We start from the raw sequence: 22,218 nt of genomic DNA, 5'->3' as shown, positions 1-22,218 counted from the left end.
CATCCTCATCGACCGGTCATCGCCGCGCCGCGTTCGTCATAGGCCGCGGCCAGTCGGCGTGCCGGATCGCGCTCGGCCAGCAGCGGGCCGGCACGACGCTCATACCACGCGACGAGGTGCGCTTCGATATCGGCATGCGCCGCGCGCCCGCCGTCGGCCAGCAGATGCACGATGTCGGCGCCGCGCGTCGCGAGATGGCGCGAGACGAGAATCGTGCGGTGACAATCCAGCGGCTCGCGCTCGGCGCACATCAGGGCGAGCGGCTGCCTTGACGACTCCTCCATCACCGCGTCGAGCGCCGCGATGAACGCCGGCGTGCGCGCCATCGCGATGTAGTCGCGCTCGCCGCCCTGCGGCTTGCCGCCCAGCGCGCCGCCGAGATGGCGATAGTCGATGCCGGCTGCCTTCAGTGTGTCGCGCAGGCGTTCGCGGTTGAAGTGCGGCACGCGGCGCGAGTACGGCGTCGAGCGCACATCGGCGAGCAGCGTGACGCCGGCGTCGCGCAGCAGCGCCACGAAGCGCTCGATCGGGTGGTTGGAATGGCCGATGGTGAAGATGGACATCGTCGCCGCGCTTGCCTAAAGGGCGGGCATGAGCGTACCGCCAGAACATGCCGCCCGCGAGCGTCCCGCGCCGACGCCGGCCCCGCCGCCCGAAGGCTTCGTCCAGCTCACCGGCCGCGGCGGCTACACCACGCATAACGGGCCGTGGTACGAGAAATACGACGAGGCCGGCCGGCTGATCCGCGGCTTTCGCGTGCTGCCGCATCATCTCAATGCGCTCGGCATCATCCATGGCGGGCTGCTGAGCGCCTTCCTCGACACCACCATGGGCAGCGCCGTGTGGCTGGCGACCCGGCGGCGCGCGGTGACGCTCCGGCTGCAGCTCGACTATCTCAACAACACCAGGCTCAACGACTGGGTCGAGGGCACCGCCGACTGCACCGGTTTCGACGGCGAGGTGGCCTATGTCACGGCCCGCCTCTATTGCCGCCGCCACACGCTGGCGACCGGCCAGGGCGTCTTCGCCCTGCTCAGCCCGCGCCGCAAGGACTGAACCAGGGGATCCATGAGCGGCGTCGGCGAACCCGGCACAGTGCCGGACCTGTGCCGGCACAGTTGGGAAAGGAAGGGAAGGGAAAGGAAGGGGAAAGGAACAGGTATTCCGCCGGAGGCGGACGCTGTCGCGTCGCCGGCCTTCGGCGAAACGCACAAGCCTCTGCCGTCCCGAGCAGGGTGAACCTCGTCTTGCGCGCGGCGCTCTATGCCTCGGCCACCTCGGCGCGGAACAGCTTCGCCAGCGCCTTTTCTCCCGCCGGCGTGAGATCCACGGCGCGCCCGTCGCTGCGCCGTCGCGCCCAGCCGCGGCTGAAGAACAGGTCGGCGATCGCCGCGCCCAGCGCGCCGGCGATGTGCGGGCGCCGCTCGCTCCAGTCCAGGCACTGGCGCGCGAAATGGCGGCGGCCGGTCTCGGCCACGCTGCGCGCGCCGTCGATGTCGACGCCGACCTTGCGGCAGAACAGCTCGCCGCGCGCGGTGACCAGCCAGTCCTTGCCCGGCGCCGCCTCGATATGACCATTGCGCGAAAGCGAGTCCGCGATCGCCATGCCGACCTGGCCGGCGAGATGATCGTAGCAGGTGCGGCAGCGCCGCAGCCGCGAATCGCGCCGCCATGCCGCGCTGGCCGGCGCCGGCCTGGCCGGCGTCTGCGCCGTGCGCGCGGCGACCGCCATCACCGCCTCGAGCGCCTCGGCCACGGAGACGTCGGCAAGCCGGTAGTAGCGATGACGTCCCTGCTGGTCGACCGCGAGCAGCCCCGCGGCGACCAGCTTGGACAGATGCCCGCTGGTGGTCTGCGGCGTCACCCGCGCCTGGGCGGCGAGATCGGTCGCCGGGCGCGGCTTGCCGTCCATCAGCGCCAGCAGCATCGAGGCGCGCGCCGGATCGCCCATCAGGGCGGCGGTCTCCGACAGGCGGTTGGTCGTAACCATGCTTCGGCCTCCACCGAATTGTCTCCGGGAGTATAGCTGGTCCGAAGCGAAGACGTTTCGGTGCGCACCGAAGCTTTTCTGGGAGGCCGGCGGGACGCCGGCGCGCCCCAGGACTCTAGCGCCAGCGCGGGTTGGCGATGGCGATCTTCTCGGCGATGGTGGCGCGCAGATGGTCCATCAGCGCGGCGTCGCGTTCGTCGCGCTCGCCGGCGCGCAGCTGGCGGCAGAGCTCGGCGTTGAGCGTCGGCAGGTCGCCGTCGCGGCCGAGCAGCGCCTTCAGCCGCTGCAGCTCCTCGGCGTCGGCCCGCGGCCCGCGCTGCCATTCGCGGCCGAGGATCGCGAGCGAGTTCAGCGCCACCTTGACCTGGAAGGCCAGCCGCGCGTCGATGCCTTCCAGCGCCGGCAACGCCTCGCTGCGCAGGAACCCTGAAATGGCGTCGAGCAGCTCGGGCGCGGTGGGACGGTCCTGTGCCATGACGATCAGCCCAGCAGCTCGAGCAGGTCGAACTCGGTCTCGACGGCGCGCCGTCCGATGCTGGCCAGTTCCATCGACTCCTCCGCGCCCGACAGGTGCTTCCACGCCTGCGTCATGCAGATCACGCCCCAGCGCGCCGTGCCGAGGATCTCCCACCAGCGCGCGTGGTCGCGATCGACCCTGGCACCGCCGGCCGCCTCGTAGGCGTCCCACAGCTCCTCGCGCGAGCCGAAGCCGCCGGCCGGCCTGTCGATTGCGCCGAAGCGCCAGGACTTCACGCAGAGCCAGCCGAGATCCTCCAGCGGATCGCCCAGATGCGCGATCTCCCAGTCGAGGATCGCGGTGACGCCGCTCTCATCGACGAGGTAGTTGCCGGTGCGGAAATCGCCGTGCACGAAGCCCGGTGCCGCCGGCGCCGGCGGCATGCGGCGCTCGAGCCAGGAGAGCGCCAGCTCGAACACCGGATGCGGCTCGCCGGTGACATCGAGCGCGCGACGCATGGTGGCGATCACCGATTCCGCGGTGCCGACCCGCAGCTTCGGCAGCGCCGCGAGCGGCACCGAGTGCAACGTCGCCAGGATGGTGCCGAGCTGGGTGGTGATCTTCCCGCGCGCCTGCTCGAAGCGCGGCGCGCGCAGCAGCTCGCGTGCGATCGCCGTTCCGCCGACGCTGCGCATCACGTAGCCGTCGCCGACGCCGTCGCCGGGCTGGGCGATGAACAGCATCTGGGGCGCCGGCACGCCGTGCAGCCCGGCGGCGCGCATCACCGCGAATTCGGTGGCGCGATCGATCGCGAGGCTGTTCTCGAGGCTCTGCGGCGGCGCGTCCGCGGCACGCGGCGGATCGCGGCGCAGGACGAGCTTCTCGACCGAGCCGTCATCGAAGATCGCATCGAAGCCCCAGGTCTGGCGCGAGGCGCCGCCGGAGTGGCGAAACAGCCCGTCGATCCGCACCGCGCGGCCGAAGTGGCGCGAACAGGCCTTGGTGAGCCCCTGAACCAGCTCCCTGCGCGCGTCGCCGTCGCGTGCGCCGTCCATCCGCGTTTCCCCGTTTCGACCGCCCGGCATGAACGGCCATTCATACCAGCATGGAGGCCGATGCCAACGCCATATCGGCGTTCCGCCGCGCGGCTGTGTCCGTTTTCCGGGCAGGCCTTCACGTGCTATGCCCGCGCCTCCAAGAACGGGGGGATTGTGCGTATGGCCGACACATCGCTCTGCCGCCTGAGCGCGGTCGAGACGGTCGATCTCTTGAAGAAGAAGAAGGTCTCGCCGCTCGAGCTGATCGACGCCGCCGAGGCGCGCATCGAGGAGACCGATGGCGCGGTCAACGCCATGGTGATCCGCACCTTCGATCGCGCGCGGCAACGCGCCAGGGCGCTGAAGCTGCCCGATCCCGACACGCCGGGCTGGCTGGGCGGCCTGCCCTTCGGCGTCAAGGACCTCAACGACGTCGAGGGCGTGGTCACCACCTTCGGCTGCCGCGTGCACAAGGACAATGTCGCGCAGCGCACCTGCATCTCGGTGCAGCATCTCGAGGCGCTGGGCGGGCTGGTGGTCGGCAAGACCAACACGCCGGAGTTCGGCGCCGGCGCGCAGACCTTCAACGAGGTCTTCGGCATCACGCGCAATCCCTGGGACACGCGCATGACCTGCGCCGGCTCGTCCGGCGGCTCGGCGGTGGGGCTGGCCACCGGACAGGTCTGGCTGGCCACCGGCTCCGACCTCGGCGGCAGCCTGCGCACGCCGGCGAGCTTCTGCTCGGTCGTCGGCTTCCGTCCCAGCCCCGGCCGCGTCGCCTGGGGCCCCGGCACGCTGCCGCTCAACACCTTTTCGCAGAACGGCCCGATGGGCCGCTCGGTCGCCGACGTCGCCCTGATGCTCGACGCCACGGCGAAGCACCACCCGCTGGATCCGCTGTCCTATCCGGCGCCCTCGGTGCCCTATGCGAAATCGGCGTCGGATCCCGTCGCGCCGAAGACCGTCGCCTGGGCCGGCGATTTCGGCGGCGCCTGCGTCTACGACGCCGAGGTCGAAGCGATCTGCCGCGCCGCCGCCGAGCGCTTCGGGGAGATCGGCGCCACCGTCATCGAGAAGGCGCCTGACCCCGAGGGCGCCCGCGATTCCTTCCAGATCTTCCGCGGCCACCACATGGCGGCGGGCAACGGCAGGCTGCTGCGGACGCATCGCGAGCTGCTCAAGCCCGAGGTGATCTGGAACATGGAATACGGCCTGTCGCTGACGTCGGAAGATCTCCGCCGCGGCCTGATCCTGCAGGCCGGCGTGCAGCAGCGCTTCGCCCGCTTCATGGCCGATGTCGACATCATGTGCGTGCCGGCTGCGCCGGTGCCGCCCTTCCCGGTGGAGACGCGCTACGTCGAGGCGATCAACGGGCGCAAGATGCCGAGCTACATCGACTGGGTGCTCGGTGCCTCGATCGTCACCATGTCCGGCCTGCCGGCGGTGTCGATGCCCTGCGGTTTCACCAGGTCCGGACTGCCGGTCGGCCTGATGCTGGTCGGCAAGCCGCGCGGCGAGGCCGGCCTGATCTCGGCCGCCAAGCTGTTCGAGGACATCATGGGCATCGCCAGGCGCCTGCCCATCGATCCTGTTGTGCGTCACTAGTCGCGACTGTCACCCCGAGCGCAGCGAGGGGTCTTTGAGGCCGAAGGAAAGATCCCTCGCTGCGCTCGGGATGACAGCGAGGTCCCAGTACCAGGAGCGGAAGAATGAATGTCCTGCAGCCGATGCACGGCTACTACCTCGAGGATCTCTCGGTCGGCATGTCGGCGGTGTTCGGCAAGACCGTCACCGAGGCCGACATCATGGCCTTCGCCGGCGTCTCCGGCGACACCAACCCGATCCATCTGCACGAGGGCTTCGCCAGGGCCTCGCGCTTCGGCGAGCGCATCGCGCACGGCATGCTGAGCGCCAGCTTCATCTCGACCGTGGTCGGCACGAAGCTGCCGGGGCCGGGCTCGATCTACGTCTCGCAGTCGCTGAACTTCAAGGCGCCGGTGAAGATCGGCGACACGGTGACGGCGCGCTGCGAGATCGTCGAGATCGTGCCCGAGCGCAAGCGCATCAAGCTCAGGACCGAGTGCCTGTGCGGCGACAAGGTGGTGCTCGACGGCGAGGCGGTGATTCTCGTGCCGACGCGGCCGAGATCGGTCTGAGGCGACGCGGATGAGCGGCATACCCGTCTTCGACGACTGGCTCGACGTCACCGTGCCGTGGCACGGCGCGGTGGTGCCGCTGGGCAATTTCGACGGCGTGCACCGCGGCCACCAGGTGCTGATCGGCCAGGCCGCCGACTTCGCCCGGGCCAAGGACGCGCCGGTCGTCGCGCTGACCTTCGAGCCGCATCCGCGCACCTTCTTCGTCAAGGACACCGCGCCCTTTCGCCTGACCTCGCCGGCGGCCAAGACGCGGCTGCTGGCGCGCTATGGCGTGCAGGCGGTGCTGGCACAGCGCTTCGATCCCGACTTCGCCGCCGTGGCGGCCGATGATTTCGTCGACGGCATCCTCGTCGCCGGCCTGCGCGCGCGCCATGTCGTATGCGGCTACGACTTCACCTTCGGTGCGCGACGCTCGGGCAACGTCGACATGCTGCAGCGCATGGGCGCCGATCGCGGCTTCGCGGTCACCGTCGTGCCGCCCGTGATGCGCGAGGGCGAGATCTACTCCTCGACCCGCATCCGCGAGGCGCTGCGCGCCGGCATGGTGCGCGAAGCCGCCGACCTGCTGGGCCATCCCTGGGAGATCGAGGGCAAGGTCGAGCGGGGCGACCAGCGCGGCCGCACCATCGGCTTCCCCACCGCCAACGTCGCGCTGGGCGAATACCTTCGGCCACGCTTCGGCGTCTATGCCGTGCGCGCGGCGATCGAGGAGAACGGCACGTGGCTGTGGCGCGACGCCGTCGCCAATCTCGGCCGCCGCCCGACCTTCGGCAAGCTGCAGGAGAACTTCGAGGTCCACGTGCTGGACTTCGACGGCGACCTCTATGGCCGCACGATGCGCGTGGCCCTGGTCGATTTCGTCCGCCCGGAGATGAAGTTCGCCGGCTTGGAGGCGCTCAAGACCCAGATCGCCGCCGACCGCGACGCCGCGCGCGAGATCCTGCGCGCGGGCTGAGACTCTCCTTCTCCCCGCGCAGGCGGGGAGAAGGTGCCCGAAGGGCGGATGAGGGGCTTCGCGGAGCTTCAAAGGCAGCGACCTTTGTTGTTGCGCGAGGAAGCCCCTCATCCGCCTCGCTGGACGCTCGGCACCTTCTCCCCGCCTTCGCGGGGAGAAGGGAAGACGACGCGCCTGCACGAACTCTGCTGGAATCGGCCATCGCCCCGACGCCGCCGGCCATCACTGTCGGCCACATGAAACTCTGGCGCAAGGCATGGACCGTCGGTGTGTTGGTGGCTGTGCTGGGGCTGGGCGCGAGCAGCGCCACTGCCTTGTTCCGCTCGGACGCCTGGATCGCCGATCTCGTCGAAAGCTTCCGGCCCCATCTGCTCGCGGGCGCGCTGGCGTTGCTGCCGCTCGGCCTCACGGTGCGCGGCGGCTGGCGCAGCGCTTGCCTGGCGATCGTCGTCGCCTGTCTCGCCATCAATGGCGCGACGATTGCCAGCGCCGTGCGGGCGGCGACGACGCCGCAGGAAGCGCGCGGCGGCATCCGCCTGCAGGTCGTGACGATCAACCTGCTGTGGAGCAACGGCCAGCACCAACGCCTGCGCGACTGGCTGCGGAGCGAGGCGCCGGATATCGTCGTCACCCAGGAAACCACCCCGCGCTGGGCGGCGATGCTCGCCGGACTGGACGGACTCTTCCCGCATCGCCGGCTCCCCGGCCCGGCGGACGATCTCGCGGTCCTCTCGCGCCACCCCTTCGACATGGCCGCGGAGGTGGGCATCCGGGCGCACGGCACCCTGGCGAAGGCGCGGCTTTCGGTCGGCCGGCGACGCATCGACCTGATGGCGCTGCACGCATCGGTGCCGGCCAGTCCGGCCTGGCGGATCGCCCGCGACGAGATGTTCGAGGATATCGCGGGTTTTGCCCGGCGGACCCGGTACCCGCTGATCGTCGCCGGCGACTTCAATGCCACGCCCTGGAATCGATCGATGCGCCGCCTGGTCCGCGAATCGCCGCTGCGCCACGCGCCAGGGTTCTGGCGGCCGACATGGACAGCCTATGTGCCGTTGTGGATGGGCATCCCGCTCGATCATGTCCTGGCCGCGGGGGAATGCCGGGTCGTCGCTCGCCGCATCGGACCGGACATCGGCTCCGACCACCGGCCGGTCCTGGCGACGGTAGACTGCCTGTAACGGTCGGATACCACGTGCCCAGATTCCGCCGGAATCGATCCGATAGGCTGCCATCAGAAACCCGCTTGATAGCGGGTAAGGCCAGCCCTGGTCCGTGCCCGGAAGCCCGGACGGCTCGGTCAAGCGAGGAAACCGATGATCCGTCAGATCGCTGCTGCCGCACTCGCCCTCGGCGGGCTCGCGGCTTGTGTCCCGTATGCGGCAGAGCCCTACGGCTACGGCGGGTACAGCCAGCCCGGCTACGGCTACGGCCAGCCGGCCTATGGCTACAACCAGCCCTACTACGCGCCGACCTACAGCGCGCCGCGCTCCACCTACGTGTACAATCAGCCGCCGCCGCGCACCACGTATGTCTACAATCAGCCGGCTCCATCACGCACGGTCTACGTCAATCCGCCGCCGCGCACGCGCGACCGCAATCGCGACGGCATCCCCGACTGGAAGCAGCGCGACCGCAACCGCGACGGCATCGCCGACTACAAGCAGCGTGACCGCGACCGCGACGGCATCCCCGACTATCGCGACCGCGACCGCAACAACGACGGCATCCCGGACCGTCGCCGCACCGGCTGGTTCGGCCGCTAGGCGGCTTCGGGCTCGGAGGCTCCGCGGCGGAAGGCTCGTCCGCCGCGGGGCAATCGCGCCTTCCGGGGAGCAGCGCCCGGCCGCGCTCGCCTTGACCCCCTGCACCCCCCTCCGTATGTTCGCCGCGATGCAATACCGTCGCGTGAAGGTGGCTCCCGCTGCCATCGGGGAGCGAATTATCGGCCCGGTCCGCTGACCGGCGGCCGGGTATTGCGCCGTTCCCCTCGTCCTGCGCCCTGGTCGCGCCGCGACGTTCCCCGAGATTTCCGTCCGACGAGCCCCGCCGTGACCGCCGACTACCGTTCCACCGTCTTCCTGCCCGAGACCGACTTCCCCATGCGCGCCGGCCTGCCCAAGAAGGAGCCGGAGCTGCTGGCGTTCTGGGCGAGGCTCGGCCTGTTCGAGCGCCTGCGCGCGCAGAGCGAGGGGCGGGAGAAGTTCATCCTCCATGACGGTCCGCCCTACGCCAACGGCAACCTGCATATCGGCCACGCGCTCAACAAGATCCTCAAGGACGTGGTGACCCGCTCGCAGCAGATGCTGGGCAAGGACAGCCACTACGTGCCGGGCTGGGACTGCCACGGCCTGCCGATCGAATGGAAGATCGAGGAAGAGTACCGGCTCAAGAACAAGGACAAGGACCAGGTCCCGATCAACGAGTTCCGCCAGCAGTGCCGCGCCTTCGCCGAGCACTGGATCGGCGTGCAGCGCACCGAGTTCAAGCGCCTGGGCGTGGTCGGCGACTGGGACAATCCCTACTCGACCATGGCCTTCGAGGCCGAAGCCGTGATCGTCGCCGAACTCGGCAAGTTCCTGATGAACGGTGGCCTCTACAAGGGCGCCAAGCCCGTCATGTGGTCGGTGGTCGAGAAAACGGCGCTCGCCGAGGCCGAGGTCGAGTACCACGACCACAAATCGGTCACGCTGCATGCGCGCTTTCCCGTGCGCAAGGCGTCGCGGCCGGAACTCGAGGGCGCTTCGATCCTGATCTGGACGACGACCCCCTGGACCATCCCGGCCAATCGCGCGCTCGCCGTCGGCGCCGACATCGATTACGCGGTCTGCATCGTCGAGTCCTGCGCCGAAGGCTCGGGCGCCAGGGTCGGCGAGAAGCTGGTCTTCGCCACGGCGCTGAAGGACGCGGTGCTGGCCGCGGCCAGGATCACCGACGTCTCGCACGCCGCGACCTTGAAGGGCGCCGACCTCGTCGGCACGACCTGTGCCCATCCGCTGGCGGCGCTCGATCCGTTCTACGCCCGCGACTCCGAGGTGTTCGTCGGCGATTTCGTGACGACCGATACCGGCACCGGCGTGGTGCACATCGCGCCCAGCCATGGCGCCGACGACTTCGAGCTGGGCCGCAGGCACGGCATTGCGGCCGAGGACTATGTCGCCGACGACGGCAGCTACTTCCCGCGCGTGGCCCTGTTCGCGGGCAAGCGGGTCTACACCGACCTTGGCGCGCCAGGTGATGCCAATGGCGCGGTGATCACGCGCCTGGCCGAGGCCGGCATGCTGCTCGCCAAGGGCTCGCTGACGCATTCCTACCCGCATTCCTGGCGCTCGAAGGCGCCGGTGATCTTCCGCTGCACGCCGCAATGGTTCATCGCCATGGACGGCAGGATCGACGGGCTCCCCGGCACGCTGCGCGAGGTGGCCCTGAAGGCGATCGACGACACGCGTTTCGTGCCGCCGGCCGGCCAGACCCGCCTGCGCTCGATGATCGAGCAGCGGCCCGACTGGTGCGTCTCCCGCCAGCGCGCCTGGGGTGTGCCGATCGCCGTCTTCGTCAGCAAGCAGACCGGCGAGCCGCTGCGCGACCAGAAGGTGATGGACCGCATCGTCGCGGCCTTCCGCGCGCAGGGTGCAGATGCCTGGTTCGAGAACCCGCATCGCTTTCTCGAGCCGGATCACGACCCGGCGAACTACGAACCGGTGATGGACATCCTCGATGTCTGGTTCGACTCGGGCTCGACGCACGCCTTCACGCTGGAGGGCCGGCCGGAGCTGAAATGGCCGGCCTCGATGTATCTCGAGGGCTCCGACCAGCATCGCGGCTGGTTCCATTCCTCGCTGCTGGAGAGCTGCGGCACGCGCGGCCGCGCGCCCTACGACGCGGTGCTGACCCACGGCTTCGTGCTCGACGAGCAGGGCCGCAAGATGTCCAAGTCGCTGGGCAACATCACCGCGCCGCAGGACGTCTGCGACCAGAACGGCGCCGATATCCTGCGCCTGTGGGTCGTCGGCTCCGACTACTCCGAGGATCTGCGCATCGGGCCGGAGATCCTCAAGGTCCATGCCGACGCCTATCGTCGCCTGCGCAATACGCTGCGCTACCTGCTGGGCAATCTCAGCGGCTTCAGCGACGCCGAGCGCGTGGCAGCGAAGGACATGCCGGAGCTGGAGCGCTGGGTGCTGCACCGCATGGCCGAGCTCGACGCCGAGTTCCGCCAGGCCGTCGACGATTTCGATTTCCATCTGATCTCGACGTCGCTGCACAATTTCTGCGCCGTCGACCTCTCGGCGCTGTACTTCGACATCCGCAAGGACGCGATCTACTGCGACGCGCCCGACTCGCTGCGCCGCCGCGCGGCGCGCACCGTGCTGCAGGACCTGTTCACCTTCATCACGGCGTGGCTGGCGCCGTTCGCCTGCTTCACCGCCGAGGAAGCCTGGCTGGCACGGCCGAGCGCCTCGACCGACGGCCTGGAGGAGTCGGTGCACCTGCGCACCTATCCGAAGATCCCGGCGGAGTGGCGCGACGAGGCGCTGGGCGAGAAATGGCGCGCCGTACGCGCGCTGCGCCGTGTCGTCACCGGCGCGCTGGAGATCGAGCGCAACGCCAAGCGCATCGGCTCCTCGCTGCAGGCGGCGCCCACGGTCCACGCCTCGCGCGACTACGTCGCCGCACTGTCCGGGCTGGACCTCGCCGAGATCTGCATCGTCTCGGATGCCAGCCTGGTCGAGGGCGAGCCGCCGGCCGAAGCCTTCACCTTGGCCGAGGTGCCGGGCGTCGGCGTCGTGCCGGGCAGGGCGGAGGGCGAGAAATGCGCCCGCTGCTGGCAGGTGCTGCCCGAGGTTGGCCGTTCGGGAGCCCATCCGACGCTCTGCCTGCGCTGCGAGTCGACCGTCGCCGGTCTGCCCCAGGCCGCGCAATGACCGATCGGCCGCCGCCGCCTTCGTCGATGGGCGTTCCAACGTTGATGCGGGCGGGCCTGATCCTGGCGGCGATCACCATCGTCGCCGACCAGGCCAGCAAATGGCTGCTGCAGGACATGCTGCAGAAGCAGCCCGTCATCGAGGTGATCCCGGGGTTCTTCAACCTGGTGATGGTGTGGAATCGCGGCATCAGCTTCGGGATGCTGGGCGGCGCCGGCGCCCTGCCTCCCTGGGTGCTGTCGGCGATCGCCGTGGCGATCTGCATCGCGCTCTTCTTCTGGCTGCGTGCGGCACGCAGCCGCTGGACCGCGTGGGCCATCGGCCTTGTCATCGGCGGGGCCATCGGCAATGTTGTCGATCGCGCCCGCTGGGGCGCGGTGTTCGATTTCGCCGACTTTTACATCGGGCGCTGGCACTGGCCGGCGTTCAACGTCGCCGACGCGGCGATCGTCATCGGAGTGCTGGCGCTGCTCGCCGAATCCCTGATGCCGGGCGTCACGAAAGAAAAGCGATGACGGTCGAACGAGGACGGGAATGATTGGACAGATCCTGAAGGTGCTCGGCCTGGCTGGTGCCATGGCCGCGCTCGGCGCGTGCGGCATCATGGATAGCATCGGCGGCAACAGGAAGGTCTCGCCGGACGAATTCAAGGTGGTCTCGCACACCCCCCTGACCATGCCGCCCAACGCCGATCTGCGCCCGCCGCGGCCCGGCGCGCCGCGTCCGGGCGATCAGACGCCGCAGGCCCAGGCGCGCGCCGTGCTGGCGCCGGCGCCCACGGCGACGGCCGGGCGCGGCGGCGCGGCCCGGCCGGCCCCGGCGCCGGTCGCCTCGACCGGCAGCCCGGCGGAGACGCAGCTGCTCGCACGCGCCGGCGGCGGCAGTGGCGGCAGCGACATTCGAACCCAGCTCAATCGCGAGAGCCGTATCCTGGCCGACAGCGACCGCTCGCTGATCGACGCGCTGATCTTCTGGCAGGACACGCCGCCTCCGGGCGTGATCCTCGATCCGGTCAGGGAACAGGCCCGCCTGCGCGCGGCGCAGGCCCAGGGCACCGATCCGGGCGGCGCCACGCCGCAGATCGAGCGGCGCAAGCGCGGCATCTTCGAGGGCATCTTCTAGGATCAGTACCTTCCCCCGGAGGGGGAAGGTAACAGCAAGAGCACAATTCGGCGTGACCGGGCATCTGTCATCGACTTCGCCATGACGTCGCCATGTCGTTGCCGCTAGAGTTGACCGCATGATCTCCCGACGGACCGCGCTCGGCGGCTTGCTGGCGGCGGGCGCGCTTGCGGCGCCGCGTTTCGCCTCGGCACAAGGCTCGACAACCCTGCCGCATCCCGGCCGCTTCGGCGTCGAGACGTTCTCGCTGGCCAACGGCCTGCGCGTGGTGGTGCTGCCCTCGGCGCGCGCGCCCGTGGTGCTGCACATGGTGTGGTACGAGGTCGGTGGCGCCGACGAGCCGGCGGGCCAGTCAGGCATCGCGCATTTCCTCGAACACCTGATGTTCAAGGGCACGCAGAAGACCCCGCCCGGCGAATTCTCCAAGATCGTCGCGCGCTCCGGTGGCCGCGACAACGCCTTCACCTCGCACGACTACACCGGCTACCACCAGACCGTCGCCGCCGACCGGCTCGAGATGGTCATGGAGATGGAAGCCGATCGCATGACCAATCTCGTGCTGACGGACAAGGAGGTCATCCCCGAGCGCGACGTCGTGCTCGAGGAGCGTCGCTCGCGCATCGAGAACTCGCCGGCGGCCCTGCTCGACGAGGCCGCGCGCGAGGCGATGTTCGGCCGCCGCGGCTACGGCATCCCGGTCTCCGGCTGGCCCGACGAGATCCGCAAGCTGGGCGTGGCCGAGGCGATCGCCTTCTATCGCCGCTTCTACGCCCCCAACAACGCCATCCTCATCGTCGCCGGCGATACCTCGGTCGAGGCCGTGCGCCGGCTGGCCGAGAAGCACTATGGGCCGATCGCGCGGCGCGAGGTGGCGCCGCGCGTGCGCTCCGACCAGCCCGGCGAGTTGCCGCGCCTGCTGGTGCGCCGCGACCAGCGCGTGCGCCAGCCGCAATGGGGCCGCGATTTCCTCGCGCCGTCCTACCGCATGGGCGAGACACGCCATGCCTACGCCCTGCAGGTTGCGGCACAGATCATCGGCGGCAGCCAGATCAGCCGGCTGTACCGCTCGCTGGTGGTCGAGAAGAAGATCGCCGTCGGCGCCTATGCCGGCTACTCGGCCGGCGCGCTCGGCCTGTCGAGCTTCGGCTTCAGCGCCACGCCCGCGCCGCAGGGCGACATCGCGACGGTCGAGGCGGCGATGACGGAGGAGATCGACCGCTTCCTGCAGGGCGGCGCCCGCGAGGATGAGATCGTCCGCGCCAAGCGCCGCCTTGTCGCCGCGACGGTCTATGCGCGCGACTCGCTGGCCACCGGGCCTCGCCTGTTCGGCCTGGCGATGACCACCGGCCGCACGGCAGCAGACGTCATCGCCTGGCCGGACCGCATCATGGCGGTGACCGCCGCCGAGATCGAAGCGGCTGTCCGCGCCGTGCTGGTGCCGACGCGCGCCGTAACCACCCATCTCCTGCCGGCGGAGACATGATGAGCGGCTTCGCTTCCCGGCTGGCCTGGCTGCTGGCCGCCATCGTCGCGCTGGCCTCGCCCATGGCGCAGGCCATCGACATCAAGCCGCTGGTGAGCCCCGGAGGCATCCGCTACTGGCTGGTCGAGGACACCACCGTCCCGATCATCTCGATCACCTTCTCGATGGCCGGCGGCGCGCTGCTCGATCCGGTGGGCAAGGAGGGCACCGCCTCGCTGCTGTCGAGGGTGCTCGACCAGGGGGCCGGGCCGCACGACGCATCGACCTTCAAGACGCTGCAGGACGACGCCGCGGCGCGTCTGGGATTCTGGGCCGGCGCCGAGCGCTTCGGCGGCTCGCTGCGCATGCTGCGCGATCAGCGTGCGCAATCGATCGAGCTCCTGCGTCTGGCGCTCGCCGAGCCGCGCCTCGACGCCGAAGCGATCGAGCGGCAGCGCCGCGCCACCATCTCCGGCCTGCGCCGCAACGAGGAATCGCCCGGCTCGATCGCCTCGCGCACGCTCTACCGCGCAACCTTCGGCGAGCACCCCTACGGCCGGCAGGTCGACGGCACCGCCACCAGCGTCGGGGCGGTCACGCCGGAGGATCTCAAGGCATTGGCGGCGCGTCAGCTCACGCGCAACAGGCTGATCGTCGCCGTGGTCGGCGACACCAACGCGCAGGATATCGGCCCGTTGCTCGACCAGGCCTTCGGCGCGCTGCCGCCGGGCGATTCGGTGCCCGAGGCGCCGGTCTGGTCGCCGCCGCCGCCCAGGTCGGGCGGACGCCTGCTGACGGTGCAGCGTCCGATGCCACAGAGCATCGCGCTGATGTCCTTGCCGGGCATGAAGCGCGACGATCCCGACTGGTACGCCGCGACCGTCATGAACTACGTGCTGGGCGGTGGCGGCTTCAACTCGCGTCTGATGAACGAGGTGCGCGACCGCCGCGGGCTGGCCTACGGCGCCTCCTCGCGACTCTCCTACTACGCCCAGGGTGGCGTGTTCACCGCCTCGGTGGCGACCATGAACGAGCGCGTCGCGGAGTCTATCGCCATCATCCGCGCCCAGTTCGACCTGATGGCCAGGGACGGCGTCACCGAGCGCGAGCTGGCGGAAGCCAAGCAATACCTCGTGGGTTCGCTGGCCCTGACGCTCGATTCGACCGCGGCGATCGCCGGCCTGCTGCACCAGATGCAGGCCGACAATCTGGCGCCCGACCACCTGACGCGGCGCAGGGAGCTCATCGAGAGGGTGAGCGCCGACGACGTGCGCCGCGTCGCGCGCCGCCTGCTGCGCGATGACGCGCTGACCATCGTCGTCGTCGGCCAGCCGGTCGGCCTCACGGCGACCGAGTAGCTCGCTGCATCGTCCTTCGAACGCAAGCTGTCATCCCGAGCGCAGCGAGGGATCCAGGTCTGCCCTGGATCCCTCGCTGCGCTCGGGATGACAGGGTGATACCGGTCGTCCGCACGTCGCCCCAGCGTTCCATTCCGCGCGCACCGACTCGTCGCTCTCGGCCGAGAACCGCACCGCACGCTCGGCGTCGAAGCGCCCGCGCGACAGGCGCTCCAGTGCCCACACCGCCGCGCCGCGGATCGTGGCGCTCGGATCGTCGAGCAGGCGCGTCACGGCCGCCACAGCGGCCTCGCCGCCCTCGCTGTTGCCCAGCGCGATGGCGATGTTGCGCACAAAGCGCTCGCGGCCCGTGCGCTTGATCGCCGAGCCGCTGAAGCGCGCGCGGAACGTGGCGTCGTCGATGGCGCAGAGCTCGACGAGCGTGCCGGTCGCACGCGGCTCGAACGCCGCCTCGTGCGCAGCCTGGGCGAATTTGTTCCACGGGCAGACGGCAAGGCAGTCGTCGCAGCCATAGACGCGATTGCCCATGGCGGCGCGGAACTCGCGCGCGATCGGCCCGGCGTGCTCGATGGTGAGATAGGAGATGCAGCGTCGTGCATCGAGCTGGCCCGGCGCGGGGAATGCGTCGGTGGGACAGATATCGAGGCAGGCACGACAGGTGCCGCAGTGATCGGCCTCGGGCTCGTCCGGCGGCAGCTCGATCTCGCTCAGGATCTCGCCGAGGAACAGCCACGAGCCGTGGCGGCGCGACACCAGGTTGGTGTGCTTGCCCTGCCAGCCCAGCCCGGCGCGCATCGCCGCCGGCTTCTCCATCAGCGGCGCGGTATCGACGAAGACCTTCAGGTCGCGGCCCCAGCGATTCCACATCCACAGGCCCAGCGCCTTCAGCCGGCTCTTCAGCACCAGGTGGTAATCTCGGCCGCGGGCATAGACCGAGATCGCCGGCCGCGACCTGTCGGCCAGCGCCTCCAGCGGATCGCCCGCCGGCGCGTAGCTCAAGCCCAGCGAGATCAGGGTGCGGGCGCCGGACCATAGCTGGCCGGGGTCGGCGCGACGGTCGAGGTGCTCGGCCATCCAGGCCATGTCGCCGTGCCGCTGCAGCTCGACGAAGGTCGCCAGCCGCTCCTGCTGCAGCGCCGGGGCCTCGGCCGCGGCAAAACCCACGGCGGCGAAGCCCAGGCGCAGCGCCTCCGCCCGGATCTCCTCCTTGATCAGGGCCGGATCGGCGGGCGCGCGCTGCTTCAGCCCGGGCCTGGGGTGGGTGGCGGCCATGGTCCCTAGATGCCCATGACGGAAGCGTTCCTCAAGCGTATCCTCTGCGACATGAAACGACCCCTCATCGGCGTCACCCTCGATGCCGAGAAGCCCGGCGGCTACTCGAAGTTCCCCTGGTACGCCCTGCGTCAGAATTACTGCGAGGCGGTGATCGAAGCCGGCGGCCTGCCCATCGCCCTGCCGCACGAGCCGGAGAACACGGCCGCCTACCTCGATACCATCGACGGGCTGGTGGTGACCGGCGGCGCCTTCGACGTCGATCCCTCGCTCTACGGCGACGCCGACCGCCACGACACGGTGGTCACCAAGGACCGCCGCACCGCCTTCGAGATGGCCATGACGCGGGGCGCGCTCGCCCGCGACATGCCGGTGCTGGGCATCTGCGGCGGCCAGCAGCTGCTGCACGTGGCGCTGGGCGGCCGGCTGATCCAGCACATCCCCGACTCGATCCGCGACGCGCTCGCCCACGAGCAGCCCAACCCGCGCGACGAGCCCGGCCACGACGTCGCGGTGGCCAGGGGCACCAGGCTGCACGCCATCGTCGGCACCGAGACGCTGGCGGTCAACAGCGCCCACCACCAAGCGGCACGCGACGAGCCGGCAGGCGTGGTGGTCAACGCCCGCTCGCCCGATGGCGTGATCGAAGGCATCGAGGCCCCGGCCTACCGCTTCTGCCTGGGCGTGCAGTGGCACCCGGAGTTCCACATCTCCGAGGGCGACCGCCGCCTGTTCCGCGCCTTCATCGAAGCCTGCGGCGGCTGACCGCCCTCGCTTTCTCAGGCCGCGCAGCGTATGTGTCCGCGCATGGCCGAAACCCATTCGACTTCAGGCGAACGCATCGCCAAGCGCCTGGCGCGCGCTGGCGTTTGTTCGCGCCGCGAGGCCGAGCGGCTGATCGAGCAGGGCCGGGTCAAGGTCGACGGGGTGACTCTGCAGACCCCCGCGACCCTGGTGACCGAGGCCAGCCGCATCGAGGTCGACGGCCAGGCGGTGGCCGCACCGCAGCGCCCGCGCATCTGGCTGTTCCACAAGCCGCCTGGCCTGGTGGTGACGGCGCGCGATCCCGAGGGCCGGCCGACGGTGTTCGACAATCTGCCGCACGACATGCCCAGGGTGGTCTCGATCGGCCGCCTCGACATCGCCTCCGAGGGCCTGCTGCTGCTGACCAATGACGGGGCGCTGGCGCGGCGCATGGAGCTGCCGGCGACCGGCTTCGACCGGCGCTATCGGGTGCGCGCGCACGGCCGGGTCGACCAGGCGATGCTCGACCGCCTGGCCGAAGGCCTCTCCGTCGACGGCGTGCGCTATGGCCCGATCCGTGCGCGCCTCGAACGCCAGCAGCGCAGCAACAACTGGATCGTCGTCACCCTGCGCGAGGGCAAGAATCGCGAGGTGCGCCGGGTGATGGAGCATCTCGGCCTGGTGGTGAACCGGCTGATCCGCATCGGCTACGGGCCCTTCAACCTCGAGGCCCTGCCCGAGGGCGAGGTGGTCGAGGCCAGCGCCCGGCAGGTCGATCTGGTGATGGGCGCCGAGGGCTACGATGCCGACGGCCGCAAGCCCGGCTGGGCCCGCCCCGCCCCCCGGCCGCACGCCTATGGCCGGCACAAGCCGTCGAAGGAAGGCGAGCCGCCTGCGCCGCCGCGCAAGCCCGAGGGCTGGCGCGGGCCGACGCGACCGCGACGCGCGCTGGCCGGCGAGCGATGACCGCGCCACGCATCGCCGGCGGCCGCCATCGCGGCCGGCCGCTCAGCGTGCCCGAAGGCCGCGACGTGCGGCCCACCGCGTCGCGCGCCCGCGAGGCGCTGTTCAATATCCTGCTGCATGCCGGCTGGGGCGATGGCGGCGCCTCGCCGCTGCCCGGGGCGCGCGTGCTCGACGCCTTCGCCGGCGCCGGCATCCTCGGGCTCGAAGCGCTGTCGCGCGGCGCCGAGCATGCCAGCTTCATGGACAGGGCTCCCGAGGCGGTGCGCGCCGTCGGCGACAACGCGCGCACCCTGAAGGAAGCCGGAAACGTCAGGGTGATGCGCGCCGACGCCACGCAGCCGCCGACCGCGCCGCCCTCGGCCGCCTGCGAACTCGCCTTCCTCGACCCGCCCTATTATTCCGGCGTCGGTCCGAAAGCCCTGGCGGCGCTGGCGCGCGCCGGCTGGCTGGCGCCGGGGGCGATCTGCAGCCTCGAGGTGGCGTATAACGAGGACGCGGTCGCGCCCGAGGGCTTCACGCCGCTCGACGAGCGTCGCTACGGCAAGGCCAAGCTGCTGTTCTTCCGCTACGGAGCGGCCGCGTGAACGCCCATCCCGTCTTCCTCTTCCGCCACGGCGAGACCGAGTGGAACGCCACCGGCCGCATCCAGGGGCGGCTCGACTCGCCTCTGACCGCGCGCGGGCGCGAGCAGGCGCGGGCGATGGGGGTGGCGCTCAAGGCGATCGCCGGCGCCGCCTGCCGTGACATGCTGGTCTTCGCCAGCCCGCTCGGGCGCGTGCGCGAGACCTTGAGCCTCGCGGCCGAGACGGCCGGCCTCGACGTCGCGGGCTGCCGTTTCGACGACACGCTGCGCGAGATCACCTGGGGCGAGTGGGACGGCATGACGCGCGCCGAGATCGACCAGCGCGCGCCCGGCGCCATGGCCGAGCGCGAGCGCGCCAAGTGGGGCCACGCACCGCCCGGCGGCGAGAGCTACCAGGCCGCCGCCCTGCGCGTGCGGCCGTTCCTCGACGCCGTGCTGGCGCAGGCGGCGGACCGGCCGGTGGCGCTGTTCAGCCACGGCGCGGTGGGTCGCGTCCTGCGCGGTCTCTACATGGCGTTGCCGGGCGAGGACATCGTCCTGCTCGACGAGCCGCAGGACGCCTTCTACCGCCTGCAGGCCGGTGGCGTGGCGCGCATCGACGCCGCCGGCTAGGCTGGCGCCATGGCCAAGGGCAAATACGCGCATCTCACGCAGCTCGGCCGCGAGACAGCGCTGCCGGCCTCGCCCGAGGAGGCGCATCTCGAGATCGTGCCCAACCCGCATCCGCGCGAGATCTATCTCGTGCGCTTCACCGCGCCGGAATTCACCTCGCTCTGCCCGATGACCGGCCAGCCCGACTTTGCCCATCTGGTGATCGATTACGTGCCGCGCGCGCGGCTGGTCGAGAGCAAGTCGCTGAAGCTCTTCCTCGGCGCCTTCCGCAACCACGGCGCGTTCCACGAGGACTGCACGGTGATGATCGGCAAGCGGCTGAAGGCGGCGATGGCACCGCGCTGGCTGCGCATCGGCGGCTACTGGTACCCGCGCGGCGGCATGCCGATCGACGTGTTCTGGCAGACCGGCCGCCCGCCATCCGGCCTGTGGCTGCCCGACCAGGGCGTGCCGCCCTATCGCGGCCGCGGCTGACGATCATGAAGACCTCGCCGATGGATCTCGCGCTCGAGCAGGCGCGGCTGGCCGGCGCGCGCCAGGAGGTGCCGATCGGCGCGGTGATCGTCGCGTCGGACGGCACCGTGCTGGCCGCCGAAGGCAACCGCACGGAGGAGCTGCGCGATCCCACCGCCCATGCCGAGCTGCTGGCGATCCGCGCCGCCGCCGCCAAGCTCGGCGTGCCGCGTCTCGTCGACTGCGATCTGCATGTCACGCTCGAGCCCTGCCCGATGTGCGCCCAGGCGATCAGCTTCGCGCGCATCCGCAGGCTCTACTATGGCGCGTCCGATCCCAAGGGCGGCGGCGTCGACAACGGCGCGCGCATCTTCGCCCAGGCGAGCTGCCATCACCGGCCGGAGGTCTATTCCGGCATCGGCGAACGCGAAGCCGCTCAACTCCTGCGTTCCTTCTTCCGGGACCGCCGGCAACCCGCCGGCTCCTGAAGATGCCGGCGGGACGCCGGCGCTCCCAATCAAGACACTGAATTGATGCGCGCCTCGGTCGCGACCTTCTCGCCCTTGGCCAGGCAGATCGCGGTCCACGCGCCGGCCTTCTCCTCGACGCGGATGGTCACGGTATCGTCCCAGAAGATCGGCCGGCGGAAATGGATCTCGATGTCGAGCGCGCGTGGCGCGAGACGCCGCCAGATCTCGGCCATGAGATAGCGCACGCCCATGCCGCCGCCGATGATCGGCGCGCGGAAGCCGGCCCTGATCGCCGCCTCGGGCACCGAATGGATCGGATTGATCGCCTCGGAATCGTAGCCCTTCACCATGTCGGGCGTGAGCGTCACGTCGCGCAACGTCTTCAGCGCGCCGACATCGTCGACCACCGGCGCCGCCACCTCGCCCGCGCCGCGCACCCCCGCCTTGTCCGGGTCGGGTCTGAGCGAGCGGCGTCCGGCCATCACCGCGCGCGTCCCGTCCCCGGCCGTGAACCACGTCTCGCTGATCGCCACCTTGCCGCGCGGCACCGGGCTGACGTCGAGGATACGGCCGCTGACGGTGAGCGGCTCGTCGAGGCGCAGGGGCGCGCGCTGCACCAGGCGCTGCGCCATGTTGACCGTGCCGTTGGCATGCACGCCGTTGCGCACGCCCTCGGCGATGGCGCGCGAGATGAAGGTCGTGGGGTCGACCGTCGCGCCATAGACGGCCGGGTCGATACCACAGGTCGCGAGCGCGCGATGCTCGACGGCGGATTCGACCCTCATCGCGCGATCGACGTAGGTCAGCCCGGCATAGGGCTCGATGAACTCGCTCATGTCCTACTCCAGGAAGCGCGTCGCCGCCGCGGCGACATCCGTCGCACGCTCCCATGTCATGCAGAAGCGGCCATTGGGGATGATCTCGACCCGCACGTCGGCGAGCCTGGCGCTCACCACGGCGCGGTGCCGGCCGTAGATGAATCGCTCGCCGTAGAGCATCAGCGTAGGCTGCTTCACCCGCGCCGCCGTGCCCAGCGTGTCGAACCTGGAAAGCGCGCCCATCGCCTGCCAGCGGTCGCGGCCGATCTGGAACTGCGCGACGTTGATCCGATCCATCCAGTCCTGGGTCGGCGCGACCGGCGCGTGCTCGGGATCATTGGCCAGCAGGTAGTCGATGCTGCGCGGCGCGGGAAAGCCGGTCGGGTCGGTCGGACGCACGCGCTGGATGTCGGCGATGTCGTTCCGCGCGTTGGCGGCGTCGGTGAAGAACGGCGTGTTCACCAGGACCACCCTGTCGATACGCGCCGCATGATGGGCGGCCAGCGCCAGAGAGGTCGCGGCGCCCACCGCCTCGCCCATGGCGTGGAAGCGCTCGATGCCGAGCCCGTCCATCACCTCGAGCGCGGCACGGGCGTAGTCCTCGATCGCCGGTTGCCAGTCGATGTGGTCGGACATGCCGTGGCTGGGATAGTCGATGGCGACGACGCGGAATCTCGGCGCCAGCGCGGCGATCAGCTCGACCATCACCGCCGAGCTCTGCTGGTTGATGTGGGTGAGCACGATCGCCGGACCGCTGCCGGCGGTGCGATAATGGATCTGGCCGGCGAAGGTATCGGCCAGCCCGCGTGCTATCCTCATGGCGTTCCTCTTCGGG

At 70.6% G+C, this 22,218-nt stretch carries 24 protein-coding genes; 17 read left to right on the top strand and 7 right to left on the bottom strand.

The features are described from left to right. Positions 1-5: 5 nt before the first annotated feature. Complete coding sequence (locus KF889_04600) at positions 6-563, bottom strand: DUF488 domain-containing protein (protein MBX3498702.1); 558 nt, start codon at positions 561-563, stop codon at positions 6-8. A gap of 28 nt (positions 564-591) precedes the next feature. Here KF889_04600 and KF889_04595 point away from each other — a divergent pair, with 28 nt between their 5' ends. Beyond that, on the top strand, positions 592-1,056 hold the full coding sequence (locus KF889_04595; GenBank protein MBX3498701.1) for a PaaI family thioesterase: 465 nt from the start codon (positions 592-594) through the stop codon (positions 1,054-1,056). Positions 1,057-1,261: 205 nt separating this feature from the next. On the opposite strand, the gene KF889_04590 is transcribed toward KF889_04595, so the two are convergent. The 3 genes from KF889_04590 to KF889_04580 all read right to left on the bottom strand — a co-directional run bounded on the left by KF889_04590 (position 1,262) and on the right by KF889_04580 (position 3,502). After that, positions 1,262-1,990: a winged helix-turn-helix transcriptional regulator gene (locus KF889_04590; GenBank protein ID MBX3498700.1), complete on the bottom strand. Its 729-nt coding sequence runs from the start codon at positions 1,988-1,990 to the stop codon at positions 1,262-1,264. Between the two features lie 115 nt (positions 1,991-2,105). Then, positions 2,106-2,465 (bottom strand): hypothetical protein, encoded by a 360-nt coding sequence (locus tag KF889_04585; protein ID MBX3498699.1) that lies wholly within the window; start codon positions 2,463-2,465, stop codon positions 2,106-2,108. A 5-nt stretch (positions 2,466-2,470) separates the two neighbouring features. Next, positions 2,471-3,502 carry a phosphotransferase family protein gene (locus tag KF889_04580; GenBank protein ID MBX3498698.1) on the bottom strand — a complete coding sequence of 344 codons (1,032 nt, stop codon included), beginning with the start codon at positions 3,500-3,502 and terminating at the stop codon, positions 2,471-2,473. Between the two features lie 162 nt (positions 3,503-3,664). Here KF889_04580 and KF889_04575 point away from each other — a divergent pair, with 162 nt between their 5' ends. The 10 genes from KF889_04575 (at position 3,665) to KF889_04530 (ending at position 15,465) form a co-directional block, all read left to right on the top strand. Further along, positions 3,665-5,089 carry an amidase gene (locus tag KF889_04575; protein MBX3498697.1) on the top strand — a complete coding sequence of 475 codons (1,425 nt, stop codon included), beginning with the start codon at positions 3,665-3,667 and terminating at the stop codon, positions 5,087-5,089. A gap of 122 nt (positions 5,090-5,211) precedes the next feature. Further along, the gene (locus KF889_04570; GenBank protein ID MBX3498696.1) at positions 5,212-5,640 is read left to right on the top strand and encodes a MaoC family dehydratase; all 429 of its coding nucleotides are present in this window, start codon (positions 5,212-5,214) and stop codon (positions 5,638-5,640) included. A gap of 10 nt (positions 5,641-5,650) precedes the next feature. Beyond that, positions 5,651-6,598 (top strand): bifunctional riboflavin kinase/FAD synthetase, encoded by a 948-nt coding sequence (locus KF889_04565; protein ID MBX3498695.1) that lies wholly within the window; start codon positions 5,651-5,653, stop codon positions 6,596-6,598. Positions 6,599-6,834: 236 nt separating this feature from the next. Further along, complete coding sequence (locus tag KF889_04560) at positions 6,835-7,779, top strand: endonuclease/exonuclease/phosphatase family protein (protein ID MBX3498694.1); 945 nt, start codon at positions 6,835-6,837, stop codon at positions 7,777-7,779. Positions 7,780-7,914: 135 nt separating this feature from the next. Then, on the top strand, positions 7,915-8,364 hold the full coding sequence (locus KF889_04555; GenBank protein ID MBX3498693.1) for a hypothetical protein: 450 nt from the start codon (positions 7,915-7,917) through the stop codon (positions 8,362-8,364). A gap of 285 nt (positions 8,365-8,649) precedes the next feature. Further along, complete coding sequence (ileS, locus tag KF889_04550; protein MBX3498692.1) at positions 8,650-11,523, top strand: isoleucine--tRNA ligase; 2,874 nt, start codon at positions 8,650-8,652, stop codon at positions 11,521-11,523. Between the two features lie 44 nt (positions 11,524-11,567). Further along, positions 11,568-12,038 carry a signal peptidase II gene (gene lspA / locus KF889_04545; GenBank protein ID MBX3498691.1) on the top strand — a complete coding sequence of 157 codons (471 nt, stop codon included), beginning with the start codon at positions 11,568-11,570 and terminating at the stop codon, positions 12,036-12,038. Positions 12,039-12,057: 19 nt separating this feature from the next. Next, on the top strand, positions 12,058-12,645 hold the full coding sequence (locus tag KF889_04540; GenBank protein MBX3498690.1) for a DUF3035 domain-containing protein: 588 nt from the start codon (positions 12,058-12,060) through the stop codon (positions 12,643-12,645). Between the two features lie 118 nt (positions 12,646-12,763). Next, positions 12,764-14,128, top strand: coding sequence for an insulinase family protein (locus KF889_04535; protein MBX3498689.1), 1,365 nt, complete (start codon positions 12,764-12,766; stop codon positions 14,126-14,128). After that, positions 14,128-15,465, top strand: a complete 1,338-nt coding sequence (locus tag KF889_04530) for an insulinase family protein (protein MBX3498688.1) — start codon at positions 14,128-14,130, stop codon at positions 15,463-15,465. The genes KF889_04535 and KF889_04530 overlap by 1 nt, the downstream gene beginning before the upstream one ends. Before the next feature lie 30 nt (positions 15,466-15,495). Here KF889_04530 and queG read toward each other — a convergent pair whose 3' ends face one another. Continuing rightward, positions 15,496-16,737: a tRNA epoxyqueuosine(34) reductase QueG gene (queG, locus tag KF889_04525; GenBank protein ID MBX3498687.1), complete on the bottom strand. Its 1,242-nt coding sequence runs from the start codon at positions 16,735-16,737 to the stop codon at positions 15,496-15,498. Between the two features lie 51 nt (positions 16,738-16,788). On the opposite strand from queG, the gene KF889_04520 reads away from it, so the two are divergent. From KF889_04520 to KF889_04495, 6 genes are read left to right on the top strand one after another with little or no spacing between them, the layout of a single operon-like run. Continuing rightward, a complete protein-coding gene (locus KF889_04520) occupies positions 16,789-17,502 on the top strand; it encodes a gamma-glutamyl-gamma-aminobutyrate hydrolase family protein (GenBank protein ID MBX3498686.1) in 714 nt (237 codons plus the stop codon). A gap of 30 nt (positions 17,503-17,532) precedes the next feature. Then, complete coding sequence (locus KF889_04515) at positions 17,533-18,447, top strand: rRNA pseudouridine synthase (GenBank protein ID MBX3498685.1); 915 nt, start codon at positions 17,533-17,535, stop codon at positions 18,445-18,447. After that, positions 18,444-19,031 (top strand): 16S rRNA (guanine(966)-N(2))-methyltransferase RsmD, encoded by a 588-nt coding sequence (rsmD, locus tag KF889_04510; protein ID MBX3498684.1) that lies wholly within the window; start codon positions 18,444-18,446, stop codon positions 19,029-19,031. Before KF889_04515 ends, rsmD begins: the two co-directional genes overlap by 4 nt. Then, positions 19,028-19,642, top strand: coding sequence for a histidine phosphatase family protein (locus tag KF889_04505; protein MBX3498683.1), 615 nt, complete (start codon positions 19,028-19,030; stop codon positions 19,640-19,642). The genes rsmD and KF889_04505 overlap by 4 nt, the downstream gene beginning before the upstream one ends. Before the next feature lie 9 nt (positions 19,643-19,651). Next, the gene (gene queF / locus KF889_04500; protein ID MBX3498682.1) at positions 19,652-20,116 is read left to right on the top strand and encodes a preQ(1) synthase; all 465 of its coding nucleotides are present in this window, start codon (positions 19,652-19,654) and stop codon (positions 20,114-20,116) included. Positions 20,117-20,136: 20 nt separating this feature from the next. Beyond that, a complete protein-coding gene (locus KF889_04495; GenBank protein MBX3498681.1) occupies positions 20,137-20,583 on the top strand; it encodes a nucleoside deaminase in 447 nt (148 codons plus the stop codon). A 29-nt stretch (positions 20,584-20,612) separates the two neighbouring features. Here the strand turns inward: KF889_04495 and KF889_04490 are convergent, their stop codons facing one another. Together KF889_04490 and KF889_04485 are read right to left on the bottom strand one after the other, a co-directional pair. Then, positions 20,613-21,401, bottom strand: a complete 789-nt coding sequence (locus tag KF889_04490; GenBank protein MBX3498680.1) for a hypothetical protein — start codon at positions 21,399-21,401, stop codon at positions 20,613-20,615. Between the two features lie 3 nt (positions 21,402-21,404). After that, positions 21,405-22,202, bottom strand: a complete 798-nt coding sequence (locus tag KF889_04485) for an alpha/beta fold hydrolase (GenBank protein MBX3498679.1) — start codon at positions 22,200-22,202, stop codon at positions 21,405-21,407. Positions 22,203-22,218: the final 16 nt, after the last annotated feature.

The organism is Alphaproteobacteria bacterium, from assembly GCA_019635875.1.
Lineage (GTDB): Bacteria > Pseudomonadota > Alphaproteobacteria > Reyranellales > Reyranellaceae > JAFAZJ01.
This window is presented reverse-complemented; position numbering and strand designations above follow the sequence as displayed.

What these genes read in the sequence shown, in the direction of transcription:
- KF889_04570 (MBX3498696.1), top strand. Translation starts at nt 5,212, where the DNA reads ATGCACGGCTACTACCTCGAGGATCTCTCGGTCGGCATGTCGGCGGTG.
- rsmD (MBX3498684.1), top strand. Translation starts at nt 18,444, where the DNA reads ATGACCGCGCCACGCATCGCCGGCGGCCGCCATCGCGGCCGGCCGCTC.
- KF889_04595 (MBX3498701.1), top strand. Translation starts at nt 592, where the DNA reads ATGAGCGTACCGCCAGAACATGCCGCCCGCGAGCGTCCCGCGCCGACG.
- KF889_04585 (MBX3498699.1), bottom strand. Translation starts at nt 2,465, where the DNA reads ATGGCACAGGACCGTCCCACCGCGCCCGAGCTGCTCGACGCCATTTCA.
- KF889_04600 (MBX3498702.1), bottom strand. Translation starts at nt 563, where the DNA reads ATGTCCATCTTCACCATCGGCCATTCCAACCACCCGATCGAGCGCTTC.
- lspA (MBX3498691.1), top strand. Translation starts at nt 11,568, where the DNA reads ATGCGGGCGGGCCTGATCCTGGCGGCGATCACCATCGTCGCCGACCAG.
- KF889_04560 (MBX3498694.1), top strand. Translation starts at nt 6,835, where the DNA reads ATGAAACTCTGGCGCAAGGCATGGACCGTCGGTGTGTTGGTGGCTGTG.
- KF889_04590 (MBX3498700.1), bottom strand. Translation starts at nt 1,990, where the DNA reads ATGGTTACGACCAACCGCCTGTCGGAGACCGCCGCCCTGATGGGCGAT.
- KF889_04515 (MBX3498685.1), top strand. Translation starts at nt 17,533, where the DNA reads ATGTGTCCGCGCATGGCCGAAACCCATTCGACTTCAGGCGAACGCATC.
- KF889_04490 (MBX3498680.1), bottom strand. Translation starts at nt 21,401, where the DNA reads ATGAGCGAGTTCATCGAGCCCTATGCCGGGCTGACCTACGTCGATCGC.
- KF889_04530 (MBX3498688.1), top strand. Translation starts at nt 14,128, where the DNA reads ATGAGCGGCTTCGCTTCCCGGCTGGCCTGGCTGCTGGCCGCCATCGTC.
- KF889_04485 (MBX3498679.1), bottom strand. Translation starts at nt 22,202, where the DNA reads ATGAGGATAGCACGCGGGCTGGCCGATACCTTCGCCGGCCAGATCCAT.
- queG (MBX3498687.1), bottom strand. Translation starts at nt 16,737, where the DNA reads ATGGCCGCCACCCACCCCAGGCCCGGGCTGAAGCAGCGCGCGCCCGCC.
- KF889_04495 (MBX3498681.1), top strand. Translation starts at nt 20,137, where the DNA reads ATGGATCTCGCGCTCGAGCAGGCGCGGCTGGCCGGCGCGCGCCAGGAG.
- KF889_04540 (MBX3498690.1), top strand. Translation starts at nt 12,058, where the DNA reads ATGATTGGACAGATCCTGAAGGTGCTCGGCCTGGCTGGTGCCATGGCC.
- KF889_04555 (MBX3498693.1), top strand. Translation starts at nt 7,915, where the DNA reads ATGATCCGTCAGATCGCTGCTGCCGCACTCGCCCTCGGCGGGCTCGCG.
- KF889_04565 (MBX3498695.1), top strand. Translation starts at nt 5,651, where the DNA reads ATGAGCGGCATACCCGTCTTCGACGACTGGCTCGACGTCACCGTGCCG.
- KF889_04535 (MBX3498689.1), top strand. Translation starts at nt 12,764, where the DNA reads ATGATCTCCCGACGGACCGCGCTCGGCGGCTTGCTGGCGGCGGGCGCG.
- queF (MBX3498682.1), top strand. Translation starts at nt 19,652, where the DNA reads ATGGCCAAGGGCAAATACGCGCATCTCACGCAGCTCGGCCGCGAGACA.
- KF889_04575 (MBX3498697.1), top strand. Translation starts at nt 3,665, where the DNA reads ATGGCCGACACATCGCTCTGCCGCCTGAGCGCGGTCGAGACGGTCGAT.
- KF889_04520 (MBX3498686.1), top strand. Translation starts at nt 16,789, where the DNA reads ATGAAACGACCCCTCATCGGCGTCACCCTCGATGCCGAGAAGCCCGGC.
- KF889_04580 (MBX3498698.1), bottom strand. Translation starts at nt 3,502, where the DNA reads ATGGACGGCGCACGCGACGGCGACGCGCGCAGGGAGCTGGTTCAGGGG.